This is a genomic window from Aquimarina sp. EL_43 (assembly GCF_943422735.1).
GTDB classification, from domain to species: Bacteria; Bacteroidota; Bacteroidia; order Flavobacteriales; family Flavobacteriaceae; genus Aquimarina; species Aquimarina megaterium.
Genome location: NZ_CALSBR010000001.1, coordinates 4,400,934 through 4,426,989 on the forward strand (window position 1 = coordinate 4,400,934; position 26,056 = coordinate 4,426,989).

20 protein-coding genes are annotated in these 26,056 nt (G+C 32.7%); 7 read left to right on the forward strand and 13 right to left on the reverse strand.

Features of this window, described 5'->3' with window-relative positions:
• Positions 1-97 precede the first annotated feature (97 nt).
• The 3 genes from NNL09_RS18905 to NNL09_RS18915 all read left to right on the forward strand — a co-directional run bounded on the left by NNL09_RS18905 (position 98) and on the right by NNL09_RS18915 (position 5,235).
• Positions 98-1,957 (forward strand): DNA topoisomerase IV subunit B, encoded by a 1,860-nt coding sequence (locus NNL09_RS18905; protein WP_025663635.1) that lies wholly within the window; start codon positions 98-100, stop codon positions 1,955-1,957.
• Between the two features lie 25 nt (positions 1,958-1,982).
• Complete coding sequence (locus NNL09_RS18910; RefSeq protein WP_196910279.1) at positions 1,983-4,649, forward strand: DNA gyrase/topoisomerase IV subunit A; 2,667 nt, start codon at positions 1,983-1,985, stop codon at positions 4,647-4,649.
• A 91-nt stretch (positions 4,650-4,740) separates the two neighbouring features.
• Complete coding sequence (locus tag NNL09_RS18915; protein ID WP_196910278.1) at positions 4,741-5,235, forward strand: GNAT family N-acetyltransferase; 495 nt, start codon at positions 4,741-4,743, stop codon at positions 5,233-5,235.
• An 11-nt stretch (positions 5,236-5,246) separates the two neighbouring features.
• Here the strand turns inward: NNL09_RS18915 and NNL09_RS18920 are convergent, their stop codons facing one another.
• Entirely contained in the window at positions 5,247-5,825 is a 579-nt protein-coding gene (locus NNL09_RS18920; RefSeq protein WP_025663638.1) for an alkylphosphonate utilization protein, read from the reverse strand.
• Positions 5,826-6,000: 175 nt separating this feature from the next.
• Positions 6,001-8,355 (reverse strand): outer membrane beta-barrel family protein, encoded by a 2,355-nt coding sequence (locus NNL09_RS18925; RefSeq protein ID WP_196910277.1) that lies wholly within the window; start codon positions 8,353-8,355, stop codon positions 6,001-6,003.
• 291 nt (positions 8,356-8,646) lie between these two features.
• On the opposite strand from NNL09_RS18925, the gene NNL09_RS18930 reads away from it, so the two are divergent.
• The 4 genes from NNL09_RS18930 to NNL09_RS18945 all read left to right on the forward strand — a co-directional run bounded on the left by NNL09_RS18930 (position 8,647) and on the right by NNL09_RS18945 (position 13,157).
• On the forward strand, positions 8,647-10,086 hold the full coding sequence (locus NNL09_RS18930; protein WP_196910276.1) for a serine hydrolase: 1,440 nt from the start codon (positions 8,647-8,649) through the stop codon (positions 10,084-10,086).
• Positions 10,087-10,182: 96 nt separating this feature from the next.
• Positions 10,183-11,268 carry a hypothetical protein gene (locus NNL09_RS18935; RefSeq protein ID WP_196910275.1) on the forward strand — a complete coding sequence of 362 codons (1,086 nt, stop codon included), beginning with the start codon at positions 10,183-10,185 and terminating at the stop codon, positions 11,266-11,268.
• A gap of 99 nt (positions 11,269-11,367) precedes the next feature.
• Positions 11,368-12,429: a sensor histidine kinase gene (locus NNL09_RS18940; RefSeq protein ID WP_231389116.1), complete on the forward strand. Its 1,062-nt coding sequence runs from the start codon at positions 11,368-11,370 to the stop codon at positions 12,427-12,429.
• A complete protein-coding gene (locus NNL09_RS18945; RefSeq protein WP_025663643.1) occupies positions 12,426-13,157 on the forward strand; it encodes a LytTR family DNA-binding domain-containing protein in 732 nt (243 codons plus the stop codon). The genes NNL09_RS18940 and NNL09_RS18945 overlap by 4 nt, the downstream gene beginning before the upstream one ends.
• A gap of 42 nt (positions 13,158-13,199) precedes the next feature.
• Here NNL09_RS18945 and NNL09_RS18950 read toward each other — a convergent pair whose 3' ends face one another.
• From NNL09_RS18950 to NNL09_RS19000, 11 genes are all read right to left on the reverse strand, one after another.
• Complete coding sequence (locus NNL09_RS18950) at positions 13,200-14,093, reverse strand: GyrI-like domain-containing protein (protein WP_196910274.1); 894 nt, start codon at positions 14,091-14,093, stop codon at positions 13,200-13,202.
• Positions 14,094-14,313: 220 nt separating this feature from the next.
• Positions 14,314-17,040 carry a formate dehydrogenase subunit alpha gene (fdhF, locus tag NNL09_RS18955; protein WP_196910273.1) on the reverse strand — a complete coding sequence of 909 codons (2,727 nt, stop codon included), beginning with the start codon at positions 17,038-17,040 and terminating at the stop codon, positions 14,314-14,316.
• A gap of 12 nt (positions 17,041-17,052) precedes the next feature.
• Positions 17,053-18,705 carry an NADH-ubiquinone oxidoreductase-F iron-sulfur binding region domain-containing protein gene (locus tag NNL09_RS18960; protein ID WP_025663646.1) on the reverse strand — a complete coding sequence of 551 codons (1,653 nt, stop codon included), beginning with the start codon at positions 18,703-18,705 and terminating at the stop codon, positions 17,053-17,055.
• A gap of 9 nt (positions 18,706-18,714) precedes the next feature.
• Positions 18,715-19,551 (reverse strand): formate dehydrogenase accessory sulfurtransferase FdhD, encoded by an 837-nt coding sequence (fdhD, locus tag NNL09_RS18965; protein WP_025663647.1) that lies wholly within the window; start codon positions 19,549-19,551, stop codon positions 18,715-18,717.
• A 109-nt stretch (positions 19,552-19,660) separates the two neighbouring features.
• Positions 19,661-21,328, reverse strand: a complete 1,668-nt coding sequence (locus NNL09_RS18970; RefSeq protein ID WP_196910272.1) for a formate--tetrahydrofolate ligase — start codon at positions 21,326-21,328, stop codon at positions 19,661-19,663.
• Positions 21,329-21,518: 190 nt separating this feature from the next.
• The gene (locus NNL09_RS18975; protein ID WP_025663649.1) at positions 21,519-22,313 is read right to left on the reverse strand and encodes an ABC transporter permease; all 795 of its coding nucleotides are present in this window, start codon (positions 22,311-22,313) and stop codon (positions 21,519-21,521) included.
• A 5-nt stretch (positions 22,314-22,318) separates the two neighbouring features.
• A complete protein-coding gene (locus NNL09_RS18980) occupies positions 22,319-23,236 on the reverse strand; it encodes an ABC transporter ATP-binding protein (RefSeq protein ID WP_025663650.1) in 918 nt (305 codons plus the stop codon).
• 96 nt (positions 23,237-23,332) lie between these two features.
• Positions 23,333-23,986, reverse strand: a complete 654-nt coding sequence (locus NNL09_RS18985; protein ID WP_025663651.1) for a hypothetical protein — start codon at positions 23,984-23,986, stop codon at positions 23,333-23,335.
• Positions 23,987-24,052: 66 nt separating this feature from the next.
• Positions 24,053-24,859, reverse strand: coding sequence for a TerC family protein (locus tag NNL09_RS18990; protein WP_025663652.1), 807 nt, complete (start codon positions 24,857-24,859; stop codon positions 24,053-24,055).
• The gene (locus NNL09_RS18995) at positions 24,859-25,233 is read right to left on the reverse strand and encodes a DNA topoisomerase IV (RefSeq protein WP_196910271.1); all 375 of its coding nucleotides are present in this window, start codon (positions 25,231-25,233) and stop codon (positions 24,859-24,861) included. Before NNL09_RS18995 ends, NNL09_RS18990 begins: the two co-directional genes overlap by 1 nt.
• 69 nt (positions 25,234-25,302) lie before the next feature.
• A complete protein-coding gene (locus tag NNL09_RS19000; protein WP_196910270.1) occupies positions 25,303-25,782 on the reverse strand; it encodes a helix-turn-helix domain-containing protein in 480 nt (159 codons plus the stop codon).
• Positions 25,783-26,056 lie beyond the last annotated feature (274 nt).

Here is a 26,056-nt window from a genome sequence, read left to right on the forward strand (position 1 = left end):
AACAAAATTCACTGTCGATTTGTTAATTACTTTGTAGAAAGGCTGTTTTAATTTTGTAAGTGAAACCTTATATTAGCAGGCATTCTACCCTATATTTATGAGCAAAGAAACCAAATATACCGAAGATAATATACGATCCCTCGACTGGAAAGAACATATACGTATGCGACCCGGAATGTATATCGGGAAACTAGGTGATGGTTCTTCTGCGGATGATGGTATCTATATTTTATTAAAAGAAGTGCTAGACAATTCTATTGATGAATATGTAATGGGCGCCGGTAAAACGATTGAAATCTCTATTCAAGGAGATAAAGTAAATGTAAGAGACTACGGTCGTGGGATTCCATTAGGTAAGGTGGTGGATGTAGTTTCTAAAATGAATACCGGAGGTAAATATGATTCTCGAGCATTTAAAAAATCTGTAGGGCTAAACGGTGTAGGTACAAAAGCAGTTAATGCATTATCTACATTTTTTAGAGTAGAGTCTACGCGAGATGGCAAATCAGCTTCGGCAGAATTCGAAAAAGGAAACCTCACCAATCAGGATACATTAGAAGAAACTTCTCGTAGAAGAGGAACCAAAGTATCTTTTGTACCAGATAGCACTATATTTAAGCATTACAAGTATCGTTCTGAGTATGTAGCCAAAATGCTTAAAAACTATGTGTATCTTAACCCTGGTTTGACCATTATCTTTAATGGAGAAAAATATTTTTCAGAAAATGGATTAAGAGATCTTTTGTCCGACAATATAAAAGAAGAGGATAGACTATATGATATTGTTCATCTTAAAGGTGATGATATAGAAATTGCGATTACACATAGTAAAACACAATATAGTGAAGAGTACCATTCTTTTGTAAATGGGCAACATACAACTCAAGGAGGAACACATCAGGCAGCATTTAGAGAGGCCGTAGTGAAAACAATTAGAGAGTTTTATGGTAAAAATTATGAAGCCAGTGATATTCGTAAATCGATTGTATCTGCGATAAGCATTAAAGTGATGGAACCTGTTTTTGAAAGTCAGACCAAGACAAAATTAGGTTCTACAGAAATGGGAGGAGATTTACCAACGGTTCGAACCTATATTAATGATTTTGTAAAAACTAAATTAGATAACTTTCTTCATAAAAATACCAGTACGGCAGAAAGCTTACAGCGAAAAATATTACAGGCAGAACGTGAACGTAAAGATTTATCTGGAATTCGAAAACTAGCAAAAGAGAGAGCTAAGAAAGCTAGTTTGCATAATAAAAAATTAAGAGATTGCCGTATCCATCTTACCGATAGTAAGAAAGATCGTAATCTCGAAAGTACACTGTTTATTACCGAGGGAGATTCTGCAAGTGGATCTATTACCAAATCCAGGGATGTAAATACCCAGGCTGTTTTTAGCTTACGCGGAAAACCGTTGAATAGCTATAACATGAGCAAAAAGATCGTGTATGAAAATGAAGAATTTAATCTATTACAAGCAGCACTTAATATAGAAGAGTCCTTAGAAGATTTACGTTATAACAATATTGTAATTGCTACTGATGCCGATGTAGATGGTATGCACATACGATTATTACTGATTACTTTCTTTCTGCAATTTTTTCCAGAGGTAATAAAAGAAGGGCATTTATATATATTACAAACTCCATTATTTAGAGTACGTAATAAAAAAGAAACCATTTATTGCTACTCAGAACAAGAAAGAAGAGATGCCATAGCAAAATTATCGGGTAAACCAGAAATTACACGATTTAAGGGATTAGGGGAGATTTCTCCAGACGAATTTGTGCATTTTATAGGAGATGATATACGTTTAGATCCTGTGATGTTAGATAAAGAAAAGTCGATCGAAGAATTATTGTCTTTCTATATGGGGAAAAACACACCGCAAAGACAAGAATTTATTATTGATAACCTTAAAGTAGAACTGGATTCAGTAGAGGAAGAATTATAATTATTAGAAGCCCCAGAAGTTATATATGGATTTGGAAAACGAAAACGAAGAATTACATCACGATTTAAACCCTGAAGATCACGAACCGCAAGAGGTTATTACAAAGGTCACAGGAATGTACAAAGACTGGTTTCTGGATTATGCATCTTATGTAATCCTGGAACGGGCAGTACCTGCAATTGAAGATGGTCTAAAACCGGTACAACGTCGTATTCTTCATTCTATGAAGGATTTAGATGATGGTCGATATAATAAGGTGGCCAATATTGTTGGGCATACGATGCAATATCATCCCCATGGAGATGCCAGTATTTCTGATGCAATGGTACAAGTGGGACAAAAGGAGTTACTAATCGATATGCAAGGAAACTGGGGTAATATTCTTACCGGGGATAGAGCAGCGGCTTCGAGATATATAGAAGCTCGATTATCTAAATTTGCATTAGATGTAGTATATAACCCTAAAGTTACCGATTGGCAATTATCCTATGATGGAAGGAAGAAAGAACCGATTAATCTTCCGGTTAAATTTCCCCTATTATTAGCACAAGGCGCAGAAGGAATAGCCGTTGGGTTAAGTACTAAGATTCTTCCTCATAATTTTATAGAACTAATAGATGCATCTATAAAGCATTTACAAGGTAAACGATTTACGATCTTACCCGATTTTCCTACATCTGGTATTGCAGATTTTACAAATTATAATGATGGTAATCGAGGAGGTAAGGTAAGAGTACGTGCAGAAATATCCCAATATGACAAAAATACTTTGGTCATAAATGAAATACCGTTTTCTACAACAACTACTTCTTTAATAGATTCTATTCTTAAAGCGAATGAGAAAGGAAAGATAAAAGTAAAAAAAATAGAAGATAATACCGCTGCAGAAGTAGAGATATTAGTGCATCTTCCTTCTGGTATTTCTCCAGATAAAACAATTGATGCCCTATATGCATTTACGAATTGTGAAGTATCTATTTCTCCTCTTGGTTGTGTTATAGAAGATAATAAGCCAAACTTTATTGGTGTTTCAGAAATGTTACGTCGTTCTACAGACAATACTGTGGAGTTATTGAAAAAAGAACTCGAAATTCAATTAGATGAATTACAGGAACAATGGCACTTTGCTTCGTTAGAAAGAATTTTTATAGAAAATCGTATTTATCGTGATATCGAGGAAGTAGATACATGGGAAGGAGTGATACAAGCAATTGATAAAGGATTGAAGCCTCACATAAAACACCTGAAACGAGCAGTTACTGAAGAAGATATTGTACGTCTAACAGAAATTCGAATTAAGCGTATTTCTAAATTTGATATTGATAAAGCGCAACAAAAAATAGAAGCACTTGAAGAAGATATAGCCCAGGTAAAATATAATCTCGAACACCTTATAGAGTTTGCTATAGATTATTTTAAAAGGCTAAAAACTACTTATGGTAAAGGAAAAGAGCGTAAGACCGAAATCAAGATCTTTGATGATATTGAAGCGACCAAAGTAGTAATTCGAAATACAAAATTATATGTAAATCGAGAAGAAGGATTTATTGGAACTTCACTTCGTAGAGATGAATATGTAGCAGATTGTTCTGATATTGATGATATTATATGTTTTACAGGAGAAGGAAAATTGATGATTACCAAAGTTGGATCAAAGACTTTTATTGGTAAAAATATAATTCATGTTGCTGTCTTTAAGAAAAAAGATAAGCGTACCATTTATAATTTGATTTATCAAGATGGTAGAGGAGGAGCTTCATATGTAAAGCGTTTTGCCGTTACTGGAGTAACTAGAGATAAAGAATATGATCTTACCCAAGGTAAAAAAGCATCTAAAATCTCATACTTTTCGGCAAATCCGAATGGAGAAGCCGAGGTAATTACTATATATCTAAGACAAGCTGGAAGTATCAAAAAATTAAAATTTGATTTAGATTTTGCAGATTTGTTAATCAAAGGTAGAGGAGTAAAAGGAAATATTGTTACCAAGTATAATATTAAGAAAATTGAACTAAAAGAGCAGGGAGTATCTACTCTAAAACCGCGAAAAATATGGTTTGATGATTCAGTACAACGACTTAATGTAGATGGAAGAGGAGAATTATTAGGCGAGTTTAGAGGAGAAGACCGTATTTTGGTTATAAATCAAAATGGTATGGTGAAGACAATTATCCCCGAGATGACATTGCATTTTAGTTCGGATATGATTGTTTTAGAAAAATGGAAACCTAAAAAACCAATATCTGCAATATATTGGGATGGAGAGAAAGAAAAATATTATGTAAAACGGTTTTTAATTGAAAACTCAGAACGCGAAGAGACTTTTATTACAGAACATCAAAAATCTTTCTTAGAAGTTATCTCTACCGATTATAGACCGATGGCAGAAATAGTATTTACTAAGCTTAGAGGCAAAGATCAACGACCGAATGAAGAAATAAACCTAGAGGAGTTTATATCGATCAAAGGAATAAAAGCATTAGGAAATCAGCTAACTACACATAAAGTAAAACAAATCAATCTACTGGATCCATTACCATATGAAGAACAAGAATCTCTTCCTGCAGAAGAAATTGAAGTGATTGAAGAAGAGAATGTATCTCCAGAAAAAATAGATACTAAAACTTCTGCAAAACCTTCTGATGATGATACTGATGCTGGTGGAGAAGGAGAACAAGCTAGTTTATTCTAGATTTTGATGGAAAGCATAAATATGCTGATATAGATAGACTTAATTAAGAAACTAACTTCTTCAGAAATGAAAGAAGAAAAAATATTTTAATTTGTTAATCTGTAAAACTCAAGAAATAGATATTGATACGGTAGTATCGATAGAAGCTGATACTGAAAACTCACAGTTCATATTGCCTAACTCCAAAGAAGAACATTTACATCTGATAACAGATAGTGATATAGAACATTTGATACTGAAATCTGAAAATAACATAACTATTGGTTTTGTAATATTGGCAGGATTGCAAAATAATAACAGGAGTATTGAATTTCGAAGAATCGTTATAAACTCAAAAGGAAGAGGGTATGGTAGAATGGCAATTAAAGAACTAAAACAGTATTGTTTTAAAAAATTAGACTGTCATCGCTTGTGGTTAGATGTATTCGAAACGAATAAAAGAGCCAGATATTTATATCAATCTGAGGGATTTAAAGAGGAAGGGATATTAAGAGATAGTATATGTGTTAATGGTGAATTTAAAAACTTAATAATCATGTCGATGCTTGAAAACGAATACATAAACACTACTACCAACAAAATATAGAGCTATTTATCTTAAGATTTCTTTACAAACTTTGTAAGAATAACTATATGTTGCCCATTTGCACGACCTTCGATATGCTCTGGGTTATCATGAACTAATGAAATATTTCTAACATGAGTCCCTCGTTTAGCAGTAAAATTAGCACCTTTTACATCTAGATCTTTAATTAAAACAACAGAGTCTCCAGCTTGTAATAGCGCACCATTAGCATCTAAATGCTTAATTGCATTTTCTTTATCATCCCCGTCTCCAGAGGCATTTGCCCATGCTGTCATATCCTCATCCAGATAAAGCATATCTAATAAGTCTTGTGGCCAACCTTCAGATTTTAATCTATGTAACATTCTCCAAGCCATTACTTGTACTGCAGGAACTTCACTCCACATACTATCATTAAGACAACGCCAGTGATTTATATCTACTTTCTCTGGGTCTTCTATTTGTTCTAAACACACTTGAGAAATAAGAATATGTGAGTCTAGACCTGTCCCAGGAGATTTAGGCACTTCATAGACTTTCAAATTTTCAGTTACCCCTGATAATTCACATACAGATCCGCTACGCTTGTGTAATTCTCTTTCTAGACTCATTATAATGATACGTTTATGGTGTAGATTGTTTAATACTGCAAAAGTGCATTAAAATTTATAATTATGAAATAGCAGATAACCTATTTATTGATGATGACAGATAATAATAAAGACCCATTAGAATTCAAAAATGTAATGAGCCTTTATTATCGAAATTTTAATACCTACACATTGATTAATCTGGTAAGCGGTCACGATCAGATTTTTTACGATTAAATCGGTATGTGAGCGTTGCAGTAACCCTTCTACCACTTCTAATAGTAGAGGAAACCAAATTGTAGTTTTGTCCTGTAACTGTAGATTTATCAATTCTCGAATCAAAAATATTATTTGCATTAAGTGTTAGAGAGACTTTATCTTTAAACAGGTCTTTACTAATCCCAAAATTTGCCCAATACTGTGATTTGATAAGCCTTTGTCCGCTATTACTTTTTCCTTGGTAGGTAAAATTTGTTTGTATAGAAAACCCTTTTGAAAACTTCATTCTAGAATTTACTCGTGTAGACCATTTTGTATCTTCGGTATCATAATTGATATTTTCATGAGTTCCTTCTTGTGTAAAAGTATAATAATTAAATTCACCAGATAAACGCCACCATTTAAATGGGTTGTATGTCGTTGCCAACTCAAACCCAAGACGTTTTTCACGAGATAAATTTACTGGTGTTGTTATAAAACCACCTTCAGCAGTAGGTGAGGTAATAAATTGAAAGAAATCGGTATGATATTGATAGTAGATTGATGGGTTGAGTGTTATTTTGGTCCACCTTTTTAATAGTGCAAGTTCAAGAATATTAGCATATGCAGGATTTAAATCAGGGTTTCCTGCAAAGAGATCTCTGGGGTCAGAAAGTCCTCCAAAAGGATTTAATTGCCAAAATCTAGGCCTGTTAATTCTTCTGCTATAACTTAATTGAAGATTGGTTCTTTCTGTAAAATTATAGGTAAGATGGGTGGTAGGAAATATATCTGTGTATTTTTTGGTATTGCTAAAAAGTGCTTCACGATCACTAATACCAATATCAGAATGTTCTAATCTAGCTCCAAGAAGGTAATTAAACTTTTTTCTATTGTTACCATATTGCATATATGCTCCATAAATACGCTCGTCATAGTCCAAACGATTGTCAAAACCTTCTAATATTTGATCGTCTATCCATGCGGTATAGTCACTGGTAATTCTCCTGATTTCTGCCCTAAGACCTGTTTCTAATCTTGATTTTTCGGTTAATGGCGATATGAAGTCAGATAATATGAGCAAATCTTTACTACTTTCTACGTCTCGGGTTCTTATTCTTGATAAATTTCCTTCAGTTGGAAAAATACGTTGTTGAGTAATCATTTCATTTTCATCATCATTCCAAAAATCATACTGAACATTAGCTGTGAATTTTTGTCCCTTTTTATCAAATGTCTTTACATAATTGATCTCTAGTTGATTAAAATTTTGAGGCTCTTTATAATCCTCTTTTCGAGATAGTATACTATCTGTTTCTTTATTGGTATTTAGATAGGTGTATATGAAATCGGTTTCATCTGTATTTTTTAATTTGTTATGATAAAAGCTTGCTGTAAGTGTATTTTTATCATTAATGTAATAATCCCCACCAAAATAAATATTGTAATTGTCGTCATTTCTCTTGGTGTCTGCGTTAAGATTTACACTATTAGTTATAGGACCTATTTGAGTCGTTTGTGTTTGTTGTTCTTCTCCAAAAAAATTAGCATATCTGTACCCTAGGTTAGCGAATACATTAATTTTTTCTGTTTTATAGTTTAGATTAACATTAGCATTATGGTTTGCAGGAATTCCTGAAGTAAACTGTAAAGAACCTCCAAAACCAGAACGTTTATTCTTTTTAAGAATAATATTAATAATACCTGCTGCACCTTCAGATTCATATCTAGCTGAAGGATTCGTAATCACTTCTACTTTTTCAATATTTTCTGCCGGGATTTGTTCAAGCCCATTGTTTGCAGTAAGTACAGATGGTTTGCCGTTAATTAATATTCTAACACTTGGATTCCCTCTAAGGCTAACACCTCCAGCGGCATCTACACTTACAGAAGGTACGTTGTCTAATACATCACTTATTGTTCCTCCCTTATGAATAAGATCTTTTCCTACATTAAATACCTTTTTATCCAATTTATACTCTACAGTAGTTTTTTCTGATACTATTGTTACTTCTGCCAATTGCTCATTATCTTCTTCGAGCTCTATAGTATTAAGAGTATGATCTGCATCGATGGTTATATTATTTATGTGATAGGATTTAAAAGAGATATATTCTACTTTGATATGGTATTTCCCAGGAGAAACTTCTATCGCAAAGCTTCCTTCTGCATTGGTGATTCCGCCAGTGATAGTTTTTTGATCTGTAGCGTTTATAATTGTTATTGTTGCAAATTCTAAGGGTTGTTTATATACTTTTTCTATTATCTTACCGCTAAGCGTTAGTTGTTTTGACATTTGGGCTTGTAATGACATAAAACCACTTAACAAGCATATAAATGCTATTTTTTTCATTCTGATTCGTTTTTTGATTCTTGCCAAAAGTGCTTGTTTTGTTGATACCGATTTTGAGTTATCGACAAACACTATCAAGAAATCGTCAAATGATGAAAAACATATACTCAGTATATATTCGTCTTTTATTTTACCTGATTCAGGTGGTTTTTTTAAGGATTGGTCTACTTCAGTACTTTAGACTCATAACAAGACATATTTTTGTTTAAATATATTTTCTGAAATAAGGAATTAAATGAATTTTTTAAACCCTTATATGTATATAGAATAATCAAAATAAATAGTAATGATATGTTTGACAAACGATTAATTGTTTTAAGTTTTTTGCTTTTAATTTGGAATAATACTTATGCTCAAGATTCCTTTGAGCAACCCAAAAACCTTGCTAAAGCGATGATAGAAAAATTGATGGATTTACCAAATACACCTCCAGGAATGTCAATTGCAATAAGTCAGAAAGGAAAAATTATTTTTGCTGAAGGATTTGGGTATGCGAATCTGGAAACAAAAAGACGGGTAACACCAAATACTCAATTTAGAGCAGCATCAGTATCTAAAGTTATAGCTGCAACTTCGTTAGCCAAATTAATTCAAGACAAAAAAATAGATTTGGATGAACCTGTATATTCCTATGTACCCATGTTTCCAAAGAAAAAATATTCGTTTAGTACAAGACAACTTGCTGGACATATTGCAGGTATTCCCCATTACTCATATAAAGATAAAATTGAACAACGTTTTTATAAATCTGTAGAAGAAGCATTAGGTGTATTTGCCCATATAGAACTTTTACATGAACCGGGTTCAGAATATCAATACAGTACACATGGATACACTTTATTATCTAAGGTAATTGAAGGAGCATCGAATCAAAACTTTCTTGATTATCTAAATAATAAGGTATTGAAACCTTTATCTATGCAAGCAACTCAGCCCGATTTTCGATCCAATCCATCTATTGAAATGACAGAGTTATATGATTTTTATAAAGAAGGAATAAATAAAGGACTTCCAGTAAAGATCAGTAATCCAGAAGACCCTAGTTATAAATGGGCAGGAGGAGGAATGGTTTCTACTCCAACTGATTTAACCAAAATGGGCGATTCCTATATAAATGGATTTATAAAACCAAGTATTGTTAAAACAATGTTTGAAAGTCAAAAACTAAGTTCAGGTAAAAAAACAGGAGTGGGGATAGGATGGCGTGAAAATTGGGATATAGATGGACGGCGAATTCACGAACATGCAGGCTCGATGGGAGGAACTCGAAGTGTAATTAGTATTTTTCCAGATGAAAAACTTACAATTTCTATCATGGCAAATGCCCAAAGAATATGGGCTATTGAAGAAACTGCACATATGATTGCTTTACTTTTTTTGACTCCATCCACTCCAATTACTCAACCTAAAGGAAAAGCAGAAGTTATTCTTAAAGTCAGAAATAAAGGAAAAGAAATTGGTAAAAAAGGCATTCTCATTCTTGACGGTGAAAATGACAGGCTTATTATTGAACCAAATACAGGCAACATGAAAATATACCCTCTTATTTATTTACAAATAAAAAATAAATACGCACTAATACATCCTCATGGAATTTTAAATACAATAATTGATTTTAATAACAATACTATTTCTGGAAAAACCATGTATTATAGGAGTCCAGGACTTGTAAAACCGTCACAGGGTTTACCATTACTTAGATTTTCTGGTTCTTTTACAAGCGAAAACTAACCTTTTTTAATTATAACAAAAACTATAGTATAACCTCTTAAACGAGATATTAAACTTTAGTAGAATAATATGTATAATTACTTAATGAACAAATAGATGGAAACCAAACCAATTTTTCTACTTATCATAGTTCTAATTTTTACTTCTTTTGAAAATCAAATAGAGGACTATGTCTGCAAACCTTGTGAGTTATCCTGTGATGAATTAACTTTTTCTAAACCGGGAATTTGCCCACATTGTAAAATGAAACTCATAAAGAAAAGCGATCTAGAAAAAAAGCTGGTTTTGAATGAAATCAACATTCAAAACGGCTCAGGAGAATTTCTTATTGATGGAGGAAATCAAAATAAAGACAAGACTATAAAAGTGTTTTATCATAAACCAAAAAATTATCAACCAGAATCACAAATCTTGATTGTTGTTCCGGGAGCAGGAAGAAATGGTGATAGTTATAGAGATGCCTGGATTTCGGCTTCAGAAAAATATGGGATTCTTATTCTTTCACCAATGTATTCTGAAAAAGAATTTGGATTCGGTGCTTATCATATGTGTGGATTGATGTATGATTTGAATCTAAAGAATAATATAGAGTATGTAAAAAACTCTAATATTGTAAAACTAAAAGAGGATGGCTTTACTTTTAAAGTAAATTCTAATCCCGAAAAATGGATTTTTAATGATTTCGACAGGATATTTGATCTTGTTGTTGATGCTCTAGGTGCAACCCAAACACAATATGATCTTTTTGGGCATTCTGCAGGTGGTCAAATTTTACATCGTATGGCAATCTTTCAGCAAAATTCTAAAGCCAACAGGATTTTAGCATCTAATTCTGGTTTTTATACGTTGCCAGATTTTGAATCAGAACTTCCTTTTGGAATAAAAAACACAAAACTTACAGAGCAAGATTTGAAATCTTCGTTTAGAAAAAAATTAATTTTATGTATTGGAGAATTAGATAATGAACACGAAAAGGGAGGTACGTTGTTGAGATCTGTGTCTGCTGATAAACAAGGAAAACATAGATTAGAAAGAGGAAACTTCTTTTTTAATGAGGCAAAAACAAAAGCGAAGAAAATGAATCTTGATTTTAATTGGGAATTGAAAATAATACCTAATATTGGTCATAATCATCGAAAAATGGGAGCATCTGCCGCCGAATTTCTATATAAAAAACAGTAAAACCTATAGTAAAGAATCTCCTCAAAAAAGTAGTACTTTGGAATAAAATAAATAATTTCTTTTTTGAGAAAGAATCATACATAACAGCATATTTAGATTATGGATTTTAAAAAAATAAAAAAAGATTTCAAACAGTCAAAATTATCTTTTCATATTATATTTTGGTTGGTTGTTTTATTATTTTTTATGGTTAGAGATGATTTTGAAGAAAATCATACAATGGTAGCTTCTTTGGTGTATAAGATTTGTATTATGATTCCTCAGGTATTGGCTTCTTATTCTTTAGCATACGTTTTGGTTCCCAAATTTATTTATACAAAAAGATATGTGAGTTTTACTGTTCTAATTATCCTTAGTGCCTACATATTTAGTGCATTAAGTAGAGTATTGATAGTTCATGTGGCAGAACCTTTGGTAAGAATACCACCATTTACTCAAGAATCAATAGCAGAGATTTTTCTGGATCCAAAATTCTTAATGGCCCATTATTTTCCTAGTATTTATATAGCTGCGTTAATTTTCCTGGCAGTTCGGTTTATAGTTGATATTTCTAAAGTGAAACAACAAAATTTGTTATTAGAAAAAGAGAAAGTGGGAGCAGAGTTAAAAATGCTTAAGACCCAATTACACCCTCATTTTCTATTTAATACACTTAATAATATCTATATGTTGTCTTTGGAGAATTCTCCAAAAACTCCAGAATCAATAAGTAAGTTATCAGAGATATTAGATTATGTACTATATAGATGTAATACTAAATTTGTTTCAGTTACAAACGAAATTTCTTTTTTAGAAAATTATATTGCTCTCGAAAAACTACGATATGATGATCGTTTACAAGTAACATTTAATACATCATTAGAGAAGGATATTGAAATAGCCCCGCTTATATTACTTCCATTAGTAGAAAATGCCTTTAAGCACGGAGCAGGAGAGGACAGCGGATCTCCAAAAATTGATATCTCTATTCGTTATCAAAACACTATTTTTACCTTTGTAGTCGCTAATTCTATTGCAAATGCTATACAAGAGGGAGTTAAGGAATCTATAGGACTTAATAATATCACTCAACAATTGGATTTGATTTATCCTCATGGTTATGTCCTTAATATAGATGAAAAAGAAGATGTATTTACTGTAACACTAGAAATTGAAATATGAATACAAGTACAACAAAGACAAGGTGTTTGATTGTAGATGATGAACCTTTAGCCACAAGACTTATAGAAAAGCATATTTCTCAAATAGAATCTTTAGAAGTAGTGGCTTCTTGTAATAATGCATTAAAAGCATTTGAAATTCTTAATAATGAAACCATTGATTTACTTTTTTTGGATGTAAAGATGCCTTCGGTTACAGGGATAGATCTTTTAAAAACGATAAAACATCCTCCTAGCACTATCTTAACAACGGCTTATAGGGATTATGCATTAGAAGGCTATGATCTGGATATAGTAGATTATATTTTGAAACCTGTAACTTTTGATCGGTTTTTTAAAGCGGTAGAACGTTATTTCAGAATAAAAAATGGAATTCAGAGAGACGCAGAAGCGCCTGCTAATGCGTTAACAAGTGAAAATCCCTATATTGTTATCAAATCAGGTAATAAACATCACAAAATACATTTAAATACCATTTTATACATTGAAAGTCTAAAAGATTATATAAAAATACATACCAATAAGAAATGTATTGTGGCGAAGTATAAAATCGGTGATATAGAGCTCGAATTAGCAGATAAAGAATTCTTAAGAACACACCGATCTTATATTATTAATCTAAAAAAAGTAACAGCTTTTACAACAAATGATATTGATATCGATACTGTAGAAATTCCTATAGGTGTTAGTTACAGAGATAAGGTATTTCCTTTCCTCGAGAAAATATAAACACTCTCTTCATTCACATATTAAAATTTCAGCTTATATGTATTATTGAATGGGAACCCAGATTTCTTCTTCAGATTTTGGATGATGCGGGCCATGATATTTATCTCCCATAATGGCAAAATGATTTCTTTGATCTAATTCATATCCAGAGTTAGGAAGCCATTTTCCGTGTATATAATCCATTGTCTTATTAAAAGTATCTACAGGGCCTTTGTGAATGAATATAGCATATTTACCACCAGGTAGTACATAAGAGGTCATACCTTCTGGAATATGATCAAAATCTGTGACTTCAACGGCAGCCCATTTTTCGAACACCACATCTTCTGTAAAAGTATCAAAAGTGATGTCTTCATCAAAAGTCTGTACAGAATAATACCCTGTGTTTTTATTGTTTTTAATTTCAAATCTTCTGGGCATAAATTGTTGCCACATTTGTGAAGTTGTATCATTTGCTAGAGAGGTCTTTATTCGCATCCCTATTAATTTTCTGTCTGTAATCGTAATAATTTTTGGCTCCATAGAAACAAAATCGTTTTGTAATTTGTTGATATCTGTTGGTGATAAAGTATACCGTTCAAAAGCTACAAATCGATGCCCTTTTTTTCGATATTTTCCAGGACTTGTCTTAAAAACAGATTGAAAAGCTCGTGTATATGCTTGTTGAGAATCAAACTGATAACGTTCTGCAATAGCTACAATAGGTTGTTGAGTAAGAATTAACTCATGTGCAGACTCAGATACCCTTCGTTTTCTTACATAGTTTACTACTGTTTCTCCTGTAACTGCTGCAAAAAGACGAATGAAATGATATTTAGAATAACACGCTTCCTGTGCAATACGATCTAGTGTAAGCACATTCTTCAGGTTATCTTCTATAAAAGTAATAGCTTTAGAAATCCTAAGCTGATATGAATCTTTTATGTTTTCAGACATAATTTGCTTTTTGAACACTACAATAGTACATCTAAAACCCGATTATTTTTTGACCGGTATTGCGAAAGTATACGTTCAGAAAAAACAAACCAAAATATTATATACTGTATAGCTCAAAACACAAGGCTTGTCTGGCAATTTGAAAATATTTTACACTACTACTAAGTAGTCCCTTGTCTTTATAGGGGCAAAATTATCTGGTTAATTAAAAGTCACTTAACTAACTTAATTGAGGTTTAAATTTACCTTTACTTTTTCTTATCCTCACAGCGACAACCTTGTATTCTGGACACATTGCCTCTGAATCATGAATGTCCCCAGTTAAATTATTAATCATAATTTCTGGAAAATGAAAAGTAGTACTTAAAACACCCTTTTTTACTTCGTCTGTAATTCTGGCTTTTACATCTACCTTTCCTCGGGGAGATTCCAGACAAACATAATCACCTTCATTTACCAAGTTTTCCTGGGCATCCTCGGGATGAATCATCAAATAATCATCTGATAATATCTGTTCATTTGATGTTCTGCGTGTCATTGCACCACAATTATAGTGCTCTAATTCTCTATTTGTTGTCAAAATATACGGGTAATCTTTGGCATGCGAAGTTAATTCTTTGGTTTCTTCCCAAGGATTAAATTCAAAGTACCCTTTTCCTCGTTTAAAATCAGTTTTATGAAGAATCTGGGTGTCTGTGCCATCTTTGGCAACTGGCCATTGCAATCCATTTTCACCTAATCGATCCCATTTAATTCCGGCAAAGAAAGGAACGATTTGAGATATTTCTTCCAGCATTCCATCAGGTGTATAATCTGGTTGTGCATATCCCATTTTATTCATGATATCTACAATGATTTGTCCATCAGGCTTAGAACCTTCAATAGGATCAACAACTTTGTGTACTGCTTGCACACGTCGCTCTCCATTAGTAAAGGTTCCGCTTTTCTCTAAGAACGATGCTCCTGGTAATATAACATCTGCATATTTTGCAGTTTCTGTCATGAATAATTCCTGTACAATTACTAAGTCTGTAGCTTGAAGTGCTCTAATAACTTTTTGAGTATTTGGATCGGTTTGCACTACATCTTCTCCGATAATCCAAATAGCTTTGAGGTTACCTTTTAGAGCGGCATCAAACATTTCTGGGATTTTATACCCAATATTTTTAGGCACATTAACACCGTAAAATTCATTATATGTTTTATTAACCTGATCATTTGTAACATCCAGATATCCGGCTCCCTGATGTGGCTGTACCCCCATATCTGCAGAACCTTGAACATTATTTTGACCACGTAAAGGGTTTACACCAACACCACGTCTACCAATGTTTCCTGTAAGTAAAGCCAAATCGGCAATTTGCATTACAGTAAATGTTCCTTGAGAATGTTCTGTTACCCCTAATCCATGAAAAGACATAGCATTTGGAGCAGATGCATATGCAATAGCTGCTTCACGCACCTGGTTACGATCTACACCAGAAACGGCTTCTAGTTTGTCTATATTTATAGCAAGAATTTCTTTTTTATAATCTTCGAACCCTTCAGTCCTGCTTTCGATAAAAGAAGTGTCTGCTAATCCTTCGGTGATGATATAATACATCATCATATTAAGAACAGCTACATTAGTTCCTGGTCGTAATGCTAAGTGATGTGTTGCATATTTAGCCAATTCGGTACGTCTTGGATCAATAACAATAGATACATTGTCACTTTTCATGGCAAATTGCTTTAATTTAGCACCTGTAACGGGGTGTGCATCGGTTGGGTTGGCCCCAATAACCATAATACAATTTGTATCTTTTAAATCATCGATAGAATTTGTAGCAGCACCAGTACCAAAAGTACGTTGCATCCCTAAGGCAGTAGGAGAGTGGCATACCCGTGCACAACCATCAATATTATTGGTTTGGATTACAGCTCTAAAGAATTTTTGCATTAAATAATTCTCCTCATTGGTACATCGTGAAGAAGAAATCCCTGCCATAGAATCAGACCCAAATTCATTTTTATAAGCAGTTAACTTTGAAGCTATATAGTCATATACTTCATCCCAGCTAACCTTTTCAAAAGTTCCATTTCTTTTGATCATAGGAGAGTTTAAGCGCTCTGGGTGATCATAGAACTTAAATGCATACCTACCTTTTAGACAAGTATGCCCTTGATTTACCTCGGCATCATAAGGAGCTTGTATGCTTAAAATTTCTCCATTACTCGTAGCGACTTCAAGGTTACATCCCACACCACAATAGGTACAAATAGTTCTTGTTGTATCGGTTGCTTTAATAGCTTTTGACTGAAAAACATCTGAAATAGCAGAAGTTGGACATGCTTGAGAACAAGCACCACAGCTTACACAATCAGAATCCATAAAAGATTGATCCAGCCCTTTGATAATTGAAGAATCAAAACCACGACCAGACATGCTCAATACAAATTGTCCTTGTACTTCATCGCAGGCACGTACGCATCGATAACAATTAATACATTTAGACAAATCTGAAGTCATATATGGATGACTTAAATCTTTTGTTTTATAAAGGTGATTATCTCCTTCGGGATATCGTACTTCTCTAATTCCTACCTGAGCCGCAACTGTTTGTAATTCACAATTTCCATTTACTTCACAAGTCAAGCAATCAAGAGGGTGATCGGTGAGTACCAGCTCAACGATATTTTTTCGTAATTCTTTTACTGATTCAGAATTTGTGTATATATATTGTCCTTCTACTACAGGAGTATGACAAGAAGCCATAGTTTTAACGGCTCCATTCTCTTCTAATGCTACTTCTACACTACACACACGGCAAGAACCAAAAGGATCTAAGTTGGGTGCGTCGCATAAAGTGGGAACAAGATTTCTTTCCTTATACCTCCTTATAAAGGTGAGCATGGTTTCTCCTTCAACTATTTCAAAAGCCTGATTATCTATATATGCTGTTTTCATGGTATCAAATATTTAGTTGAAGTACATTTTCAATTCATCTTCAAAATAATGTAATGTGTTTCGGATAGGTAACGGAATACCTCCTCCGTGTGCACATAATGACCCTTGTTCGAGGGTTGTTAAAAGGTCTGTGAACAGTTTTTGATCTATTTTATGGCCAGCATGTAGCGCTTTGGTAGAAAGTTCATGTCCTCGTTTCGTTCCTAACCTACAAGGAAAGCATTTTCCACAGCTTTCATAAGCAGCAAAATCAAATAAATGTTCAATAAATTTCATCATTGGAAAGCTAGAAGGAATACAAATAATAGATGCATGACCCAGTAAGAAACCTTCTTTTGAAAAAGATTCAAAATCTATTGTTAAATCATTAATTTTTGAAACAGGTACCACTCCACCAAGAGGGCCACCAATCTGAAGCGCCTTTACTTCGGATTTAAATCCACCTCCCAGATCATTAATAACGACAGAAAGAGGTGTTCCCATTTCTACTTCATATAGACCAGGTTTGTTAAAAAAGCTATCTAAAGATACTAGTTTTGTTCCAGAAGAGCGCTCGGTTCCGATTTGTTTCCAGGTACTTCCTCCATTGCTAATGATATAATGTAAGGCTGCCAATGTTTCCACATTATTGACCACGGTTGGCTTATTAAATAGACCTTTTTGAGCAGGATACGGTGGACGAACACGAACTTCTGGTCGTTGTCCTTCTATTGAATTTATAAGAGCGGTTTCTTCTCCGCAAATGTATGATCCTTGTGCTTGTATAATTTTAAAATCAAAGCTAAACCCACTATCATTAATATTATTACCTATCAATCCCTCATTTCGAAGATCATCAATAGCATCTTGTACAATTTTTACCGCTTCTGGATATTCTGCACGGATATATACAATCCCATAACTTGCATGTGTAACATATCCAGAAATAAGCATTCCGAATAGTACCGAATGCGGTCTGTGTTCTAGTAAATATCGATCTGAAAAAGCTCCAGGATCTCCTTCATCTGCATTGCAAATGATGAATTTTGTAGTGTTTTCTACATTTCTGCAAAACTCTAACTTTAACCCCATCGGGAAACCAGCACCACCACGACCTCGAACATTTGAAGTTTTAATTTCTTCTAGTATTTCTTCAGAATCCTTTTGTAGTGCACCTATAAACGGTTTGTAAAAATCAGCAATAGTAGTAAATGACTCAGTAAGTACTGCTTTTCCACTAGCTTTCACATTATAGCTATCTTGATTTAGTTCATTTTTTGAGTTAATAATAATATCAAGATTTTGAAGCGCATCACCAGAGTAATTTTTTCCGTTATAATGAAAAGCGTTATTTTCATGACATCTTCCCAGGCAAGTCATATGTCCGATTTCTTCTTCTTTAAAATGATTTTTAAGTGTTTTATTTACAGTGTCTTGTGTGCCGGCACAAACACATGCGGTTCCATTACATACATATACTTTTTTGCCTTTGTTTTCAGGTTTCAAAAAGTCATAAAAACTGGCCGTACCGAATGCATTGGCTTTTCCAATTAAAAAATCATCAGCCAATATTGCTAATTCTTCATCACTTGGAGCCCCTGTAGGTTTTGCCAGCTCTCCCATTTTATTGAAGAGGCTTTGATCTACTTTTTTTCTACCTAATAATTCACTTAAATTATCTGACATATATTTTTTTTAACTTGCTTTTATATCGATGTTTCGAAATCCTTTATTTGTTTTGGTTCGATGAGGATTAGAGTAGCAGGTTGCTCTATGATTACGACAAAACGCTAACAATGTGATTCCTAGTTCTTTAGAGTAGTCTACTGCTAAAGAAGATGGAGCAGAAACAGCTGCTAAAAACGGAATTTTTGCTTTAAAACATTTAACAACAATTTCATAAGAAACACGTCCGCTTACAGTAATTATTTTTGCCTGATCCAATTTGCGCATCAAAATTAGTTTACCAATAACTTTATCTACGGCATTATGACGACCAATATCCTCCATCGAGCATAGCAATTCTCCGGTAATAGTAAACGCTGCTGCTGCATGTGCACCACCAGATTGATTGAAATTATGTTGTAAGGCACTCATTTTTATAAATAATTGATGAATAAGATCAACATCGATTATTTCGGTATCATCAATAGTTTTTCCTAGGAAGGATAAATCTCCAAGTTCTGTTCGGCCACAAATACCACAAGAAGAGACAGATAATAAACTTCTACTGTTAGCATATCCATCACCTAATTCTTCTTTAGGAATAGTGAGATTTACCACAGTTACTATACCATCATCATTTTCTTTTTTTAAAACGATATCGGGAAGAAAATTTTTATTTTTAATGATATCTTCAGAATGAAGCATGCCACGAATTAAGCTAATATCTTCTCCCGGAGTCCTCATAGACACCGTAAAAGGTTTATCGTTGATATTTATTTGCAATGCTTCTTCAATAGTAAGTGAATCTAATGTTTTATTCACTGAATCTACTTCATATTTCTTGCCTTCATAATTTCTAATTGCCATAACGAACTATTAATTAATAAAGAGCTATTTACACAAAGTTAATAGAAATAATTGTATTACGTTAAACATTAACTATAATGTAAAAGGGCGTATTTATTACTATTGACTTCTAAAATAACCCAGTAATATTACCATCATTATCAATATTGATGTTTTCTGATGCCGGATGTGCAGGAAGACCAGGCATTCTCATCATATCTCCGGTAATTGGCACTAAGAATCCTGCACCTGCAGCAATTTCTATTTCTCTAATCGTTATTGTGAAATTTTTAGGACGACCAATTAATTTCGGATTATCGGATAATGATTTTTGAGTTTTGGCAATACAAACCGGAAGATTTTCTAGTCCTAATGCTTCAATTGTTTTTAGATTTTTTTTTGCTTTTGCAGTATAATCAACACGATTTGCACCATATATTTTTGTAGCAATGGTTTCGATCTTAGTAGTTACATCTGTTTCCCAATTGTATAAAGGAGTAAAGTTTGATTCACCCGACTCTACAATCTCTATAACATGTTTTGCAAGTTCTAGAGCGCCTTTACCTCCTTTGGCCCAAACTTCGACTAAAGCAACTCTCACGTTATTGTTTTTTGCAAACTCTTGAATAGCTGCAATTTCTTCATCACTGTCTGATACAAATCTATTAATAGCAATAACAGGAGTGATTCCAAACTGCTTTACATTTTCTAAGTGTTTTTCAAGATTTGGTATTCCGTTTTTCAAAGCTTCTACATTAGGATCGGTCAATGATTTTAAATCCGCTCCTCCATGATATTTTAATGCTCGTATTGTAGTAGTGATTACAATTGCTTTTGGTGATATTCCTGCGCTTTGACATTTAATATCTAAAAATTTCTCTGCACCTAAATCGGCACCAAAACCTGCCTCGGTTACGGTGTAATCAGAAAGTGACATTCCCATTCGCGTAGCAATTACAGAGTTGGTACCTTGTGCTATATTTGCAAAGGGGCCGCCATGAATAATTGCAGGATTACCTTCTATAGTTTGCACCAGATTTGGTTTAACAGCATCTTTAAGAAGTGCTGCCATGGCTCCTTCTACTTTTAAATCCTTGGCATAGATTGGTTTTTTACCAAAAGTATAGCCAATAAAGATGTTTCCTAATCGTTGTTTTAGATTTTCTAAATCATCAGCAAGACATAGGATTGCCATTATTTCTGATGCAGCTGTGATATCAAAACCTGTTTCTCTTGGTACACCAGAAGTTGTTCCTCCCAGGCCAACAACAATATGTCGAAGGGCTCTGTCGTTCATATCCATTACTCTTTTCCAGGTAACTGTTCTGGCATCTATCCCTAATGAATTCGTTTTGCTTTGAATATTATTGTCAATAACAGCAGAGAGTAAATTATGTGCTTTTTCAATAGCAGAAAAATCACCTGTAAAATGCAAGTTAATATCTTCCATAGGAAGTACTTGTGAATAACCACCTCCTGTTGCTCCACCTTTAATTCCGAAAACTGGACCTAATGATGGTTCTCTTAAAACCACTGTGGTTTGTTTTCCAAGTTGATTTAATCCTTCAGACAACCCAATAGACATTGTCGTTTTTCCTTCACCTGCAGGTGTTGGAGAAATAGCAGTAACAAGAATTAAGTTACTTTTGTTAGCCTTATCTTTATCAATAACAGAATGTGGTAATTTAGCTTTATGCTTACCATACATTTCAATATCGTCTGAGTTTAATCCCAGTTTTTCGGCAATAGTACTTATGTGTTTAAGTTGTATCTGTTTTGCTATTTCTAAATCATTCATGTGAAAATCATTTTTTTAGGAGTATAATATTAATTAAATTATTTTGATTCTAATATTATACTTGTGAAAAACATCTTCAAATAATACTAATTTGTGTTGATTATAATTAAGAATAAGAATGGATTCTAAGCCGGATTATTTAGAAGTATAATTGCTTATAAATTTGATTGTTTTAGCAATGAATGTTCTTTTATTTTACATTCATTCTTTTGATATCAAAGAAGCCTGCAATCGCAAAAACAAGAAAATATCCCAAACTATACCATGTTACAGTAGGGAACCACCAAAAGAGATTTAGATCAGAAGTTTTTTCGTCTAATGGGTTCATGCTTATCATAGAATAGGAATACGGAAAATAAATAGATTCTGGTGCTCTTGCAGCGATTAAACCTACAATTACTAATACCATACCAACACCTAAAGGAATAATAAAATTTTTAAATCGAAAACTTAACCAGAATTGAATGGCTAGAATACCTAAAACAGAAACAAAAGAGCGAAATAGTATTTTTATATGAAATACATATTCTGGAGAAAATTCTGAAAAATTTAATTGTGGACGCATGCCACCTAATAAATTTCCATTTAGTAAAATTAAACCATAATACATAGCATATGTAGCAAATACAGCAGCAATAATTATGCTTAGTTTACCAAAATAAACACTCCATTTTGGGATTGGTAAAGCAAACAAATGTTTAATAGCTGTAGCTTTATGTTCAATTTGAATAATTAGACTTGTAATAAGGACAATAAATAAAGGAACCAATGCAGGAAGGCTGTTCACAATTTGCTCATTTGCGAATTTATTCCAGGGGTTAACTCCTTCGGCGGGAATCAGTTTTTCCCACTTTACGATATAAACTATAAAAAATAATAAGGGAATTAATAATGCACAAATAGCTGTTAGCCATAAGGCAAACGTATGTTTTAATTTTAGTGTTTCGTTTCTTAAACTATTGAAATAGAATGCTGTAGTTGTCATTTTAATTAATTTTCGGTGAGATTAAGAAACAATTCTTCTAAGTTATTTTTAATCGTTACCTGATAAATACCAATGTTATTTTTCCGAAGCGAATCGACCAATACAGGGATTTGGGACTTTTCTTTTACAGAAACAGAAAGAAGGTGTTCTTCATGTTCTATCTTTTTTATTTCGAAGCCCATTTGAATCAGTTGATCATATGTACGATGTTTATCGTCTGTTTCAAGTTCGATCTGTAATTGATCTGATTGCGAATCGGTTAAAGCCTTAACAGTATCTTGAAAAAGCATCTTTCCTTCTCTAATAATGCCAACATGAGTACATGTTTTTTCAATTTCACTTAATAAATGACTTGATATAAAAATGGTAATACCATCTTTGTTCAATTTTTTTATTAATTCCCTCATTTCGATAATTCCCTTTGGGTCCAATCCATTTGTTGGCTCATCTAATATCAATAACTCTGGTTGTGAAAGTAGTGCTATTGCTAACCCTAAACGTTGTTTCATTCCTAAAGAAAAAGTTTTAACCTTTTTGTTTTTTACATGTAAAAGATTGACTGTTTCTAAAACTTCATCTATTCGATCTTTCTTGATATTTTCCCGATATGTAGAGGCAATACGCAAATTTTGTTTTGCACTTAAATGGTTGTAAAGAGATGGGTTTTCTATTAATGCCCCAATTTTTGATAGTGCATCAATTCTATGGTTTGCAAAAGGTTTTTCAAAAACTCTAATATTTCCTGAGTTTTTATTGAGTAAACCTAAGAGAAGTCTTATGGTAGTTGTTTTTCCTGAACCATTTGGACCTAAAAAACCATATATACTTCCTTTAGGAACTTCTAAGTCTAAACTATCGATATCTTTTTTAGATTTCGAATATGAGAAGTTAAGCTTTTCTGTTTGGACTATTAATTGACTCATTATCTATACATTTCCCAGAAGACGAATCAATGGGTAAGTTGTTACACTTATCATAATCACTTCAAGGAAATGTATAGTTTTATAAGTAGTATCAATTCATTCTTTTGATTTTCTTGTAGCAATCTCAATAAATAAAACTATTTCTTGTTTTTTAGTTGCTTTTTGGATAACCTGATAAAGTTTGATTGCTTTGCTATAATTTTTATTTTTTTCATATAACCAACCTAAAAAAAACATACTTGGAATATGATTTGGTTCCATTTTTAAGCATTCCAAATAATCAATTTCTGCATTTTTCAATTCGCTATTAGCGAAATACAAATTTGCTCTTTCCCAAAGTAATTCAGTTGTTTTATTTTTTGAAATAAGAGTAGTGATAGAATCTACTTTTGATTGACTATATTTCTTTTTCATGGCGAGAATAGATTGCTCCCTTAAGTTTTCAAAGAAAAGAAAATAGGCATCACATTTTTGAATTAAATTCTGTTGCATTTCAAAGAATATTTTTTTGCCAATGACCTTGCCTTGTTCATACTCAGAAATAGAAGAATTTTTATCAATAAGTTTATCTAATTCATTTCGATAATTACCAATATTTTGGCTAAAACAGTTTTCTAGCGTATTGATCCCTTTTTTATTGTTTTCTGTAAAACAGTTACAAACATCATTGCTGAGTTTTTCTTTATATTCTTGTCCATATATGGAAATAGAAATAAATAATAGAGATACAATAGAGAGAAAATTATTCATATTTTATTTTTGATACGTTCAAACGATTTACCTTTTGAATCGGTTTATACTATTACAGATTATATTTTATACTTTTTGTTTAGCTGCTTTTTGCTTTTTTCGTAATTTAAAATTTAAAAACTCTACTAATAATGAGAACGCAATGGTAAAATAGAGGTATCCTTTTGGTATAGTACCAACTTCGCTTTCAAATATCTGAAGATGCGCTAGGTGTGCAGCTTCGGCGATAAGCATAAATCCAATAAGGATTAAAAATGAAAGCCCAAGTATCTGAATTGACGGGTGTTTGTTTACAAAGCGTCCTACAGGAGTTGCAAATATCATCATAATTAGTACGGATACTACTACAGCAATAATCATTATTATTAAAGCATCATTAGGATTATCACTTAATCCGTTTGTCATTCCTACTGCTGTAAGGATAGAATCAAAAGAAAAGACAACATTAATTAAGGTGATTTGTACAATCGCATTAGAAAGAGAAGAAGAACTTTTAGCTTGAATTTCTTTTTCTTCTTCACCTTTTTCATCGACTTTTTCATGAATTTCATGAACACTCTTATATAGAAGAAACATCCCACCTGCAAATAAAATTAAAGCCTGACCGCTAATACCAGCTTCTATCCAGGGAAGATTGATATGCCAGAAAGGGGCTTCCATGGCAACTAATAGTGATATACCAAATAATAGAACAACACGCATAAGCATAGCTAATAGTAATCCAATATTGGTTGCTTTTTTTTGTTGCTGATCCGGTAATTTGCTAGAGGCCAATGAAATAAATATGATATTGTCAATACCAAGAACAATTTCTAAAAATGTTAGTGTTAATAAGGCGACCCAGGCATCTGCAGATGTAAAAATTTCGAACATTATTTTATTTTTTTTGCGGTTCCACGTTGTTTATTAGTTGAATCTACTAATCCGTATTCAAAAGTGTAGATGTTTTTATCGGTTGTTAAGATTTTCATATGTATAGCTTTTTTCTCTGCCATATTTTTGGGAGACAATTTTTGTACAATATATTCACAATCATTAATCCATCGAATACTGGCTGTGTCAACCTTACCTCTGAAATAATCAATTTCTATAGAATCATTGCGAATAAAAGTGGTTGTAACCAATTCACCATCCAGAAAAGTTTCAAATTCAAAAGTCCCTGTATGAAAATCTGTACAGTTGCGTTCTTGTTGGTAACAACTACTCATAAGTAGAGTAGAGAAAAATAGTAAAGCAAATCGCTTCATAATTGTTATAAATGAAAAACGAAAATAATTCTATTTCCATAAAGTTAATAGAAAGGAAGAAAAAAGTTGTTAAGATTTTTTCATGTGATATGAACTAAAGGTACCATCGGTATAAAAAATAACAATTCTATCTATTTCATTTTCTGTAGAAATTACTCGAGAAATTTTTTCTAGTGGAGGAGTATTTGGGTCAGCTATTTTTTCTTCTGGTGATGACTGTGAAAATAAATCTTGTTTAGAAACTGTAACTGGAGGAGGTGTAGGTTGAGAAACAGTAGAGGTGTTTGACAAAGGAGTTTTTTTCCCAACAGAAACATTCTCAGATTTAGGAAATGTTCCTTTTCCATATAACAACCATTGTAAATCTACATCGGTATATGCATCAACAATCTTCATTACAAAATCAAGACTAGGTTTGTTTCGTCCGCTAAGAATATGAGAAATAGAGGAACGACCTACACCCATGTAATCTGCAAAGGATGAGGCAGATACAGCATGGTAATCCATTATTTTTTGGATTCTTTTGCCAAAATCTTTATTGTTTACCATTGTAAACTAGTTTAAGAGTAAATATTGGTTACAAAGGTAAACAAATTTGTTGAAAACACTGGTTTACAATTGTAAACTAGCAATGTGTAATATTAAATTATCTGTTTATGTAAATACACATAAATATCTGAATATTAGACTATTGATTGGTATAAATAATTACCATTATTTTTTCTGTTAATAACTGAAATACATTTGGAAACGTAGTAAGTATTACTGTTTAACTATGTAAACAAATAGATGTATTTTGAATGTTTACAAATGTAAATTGATT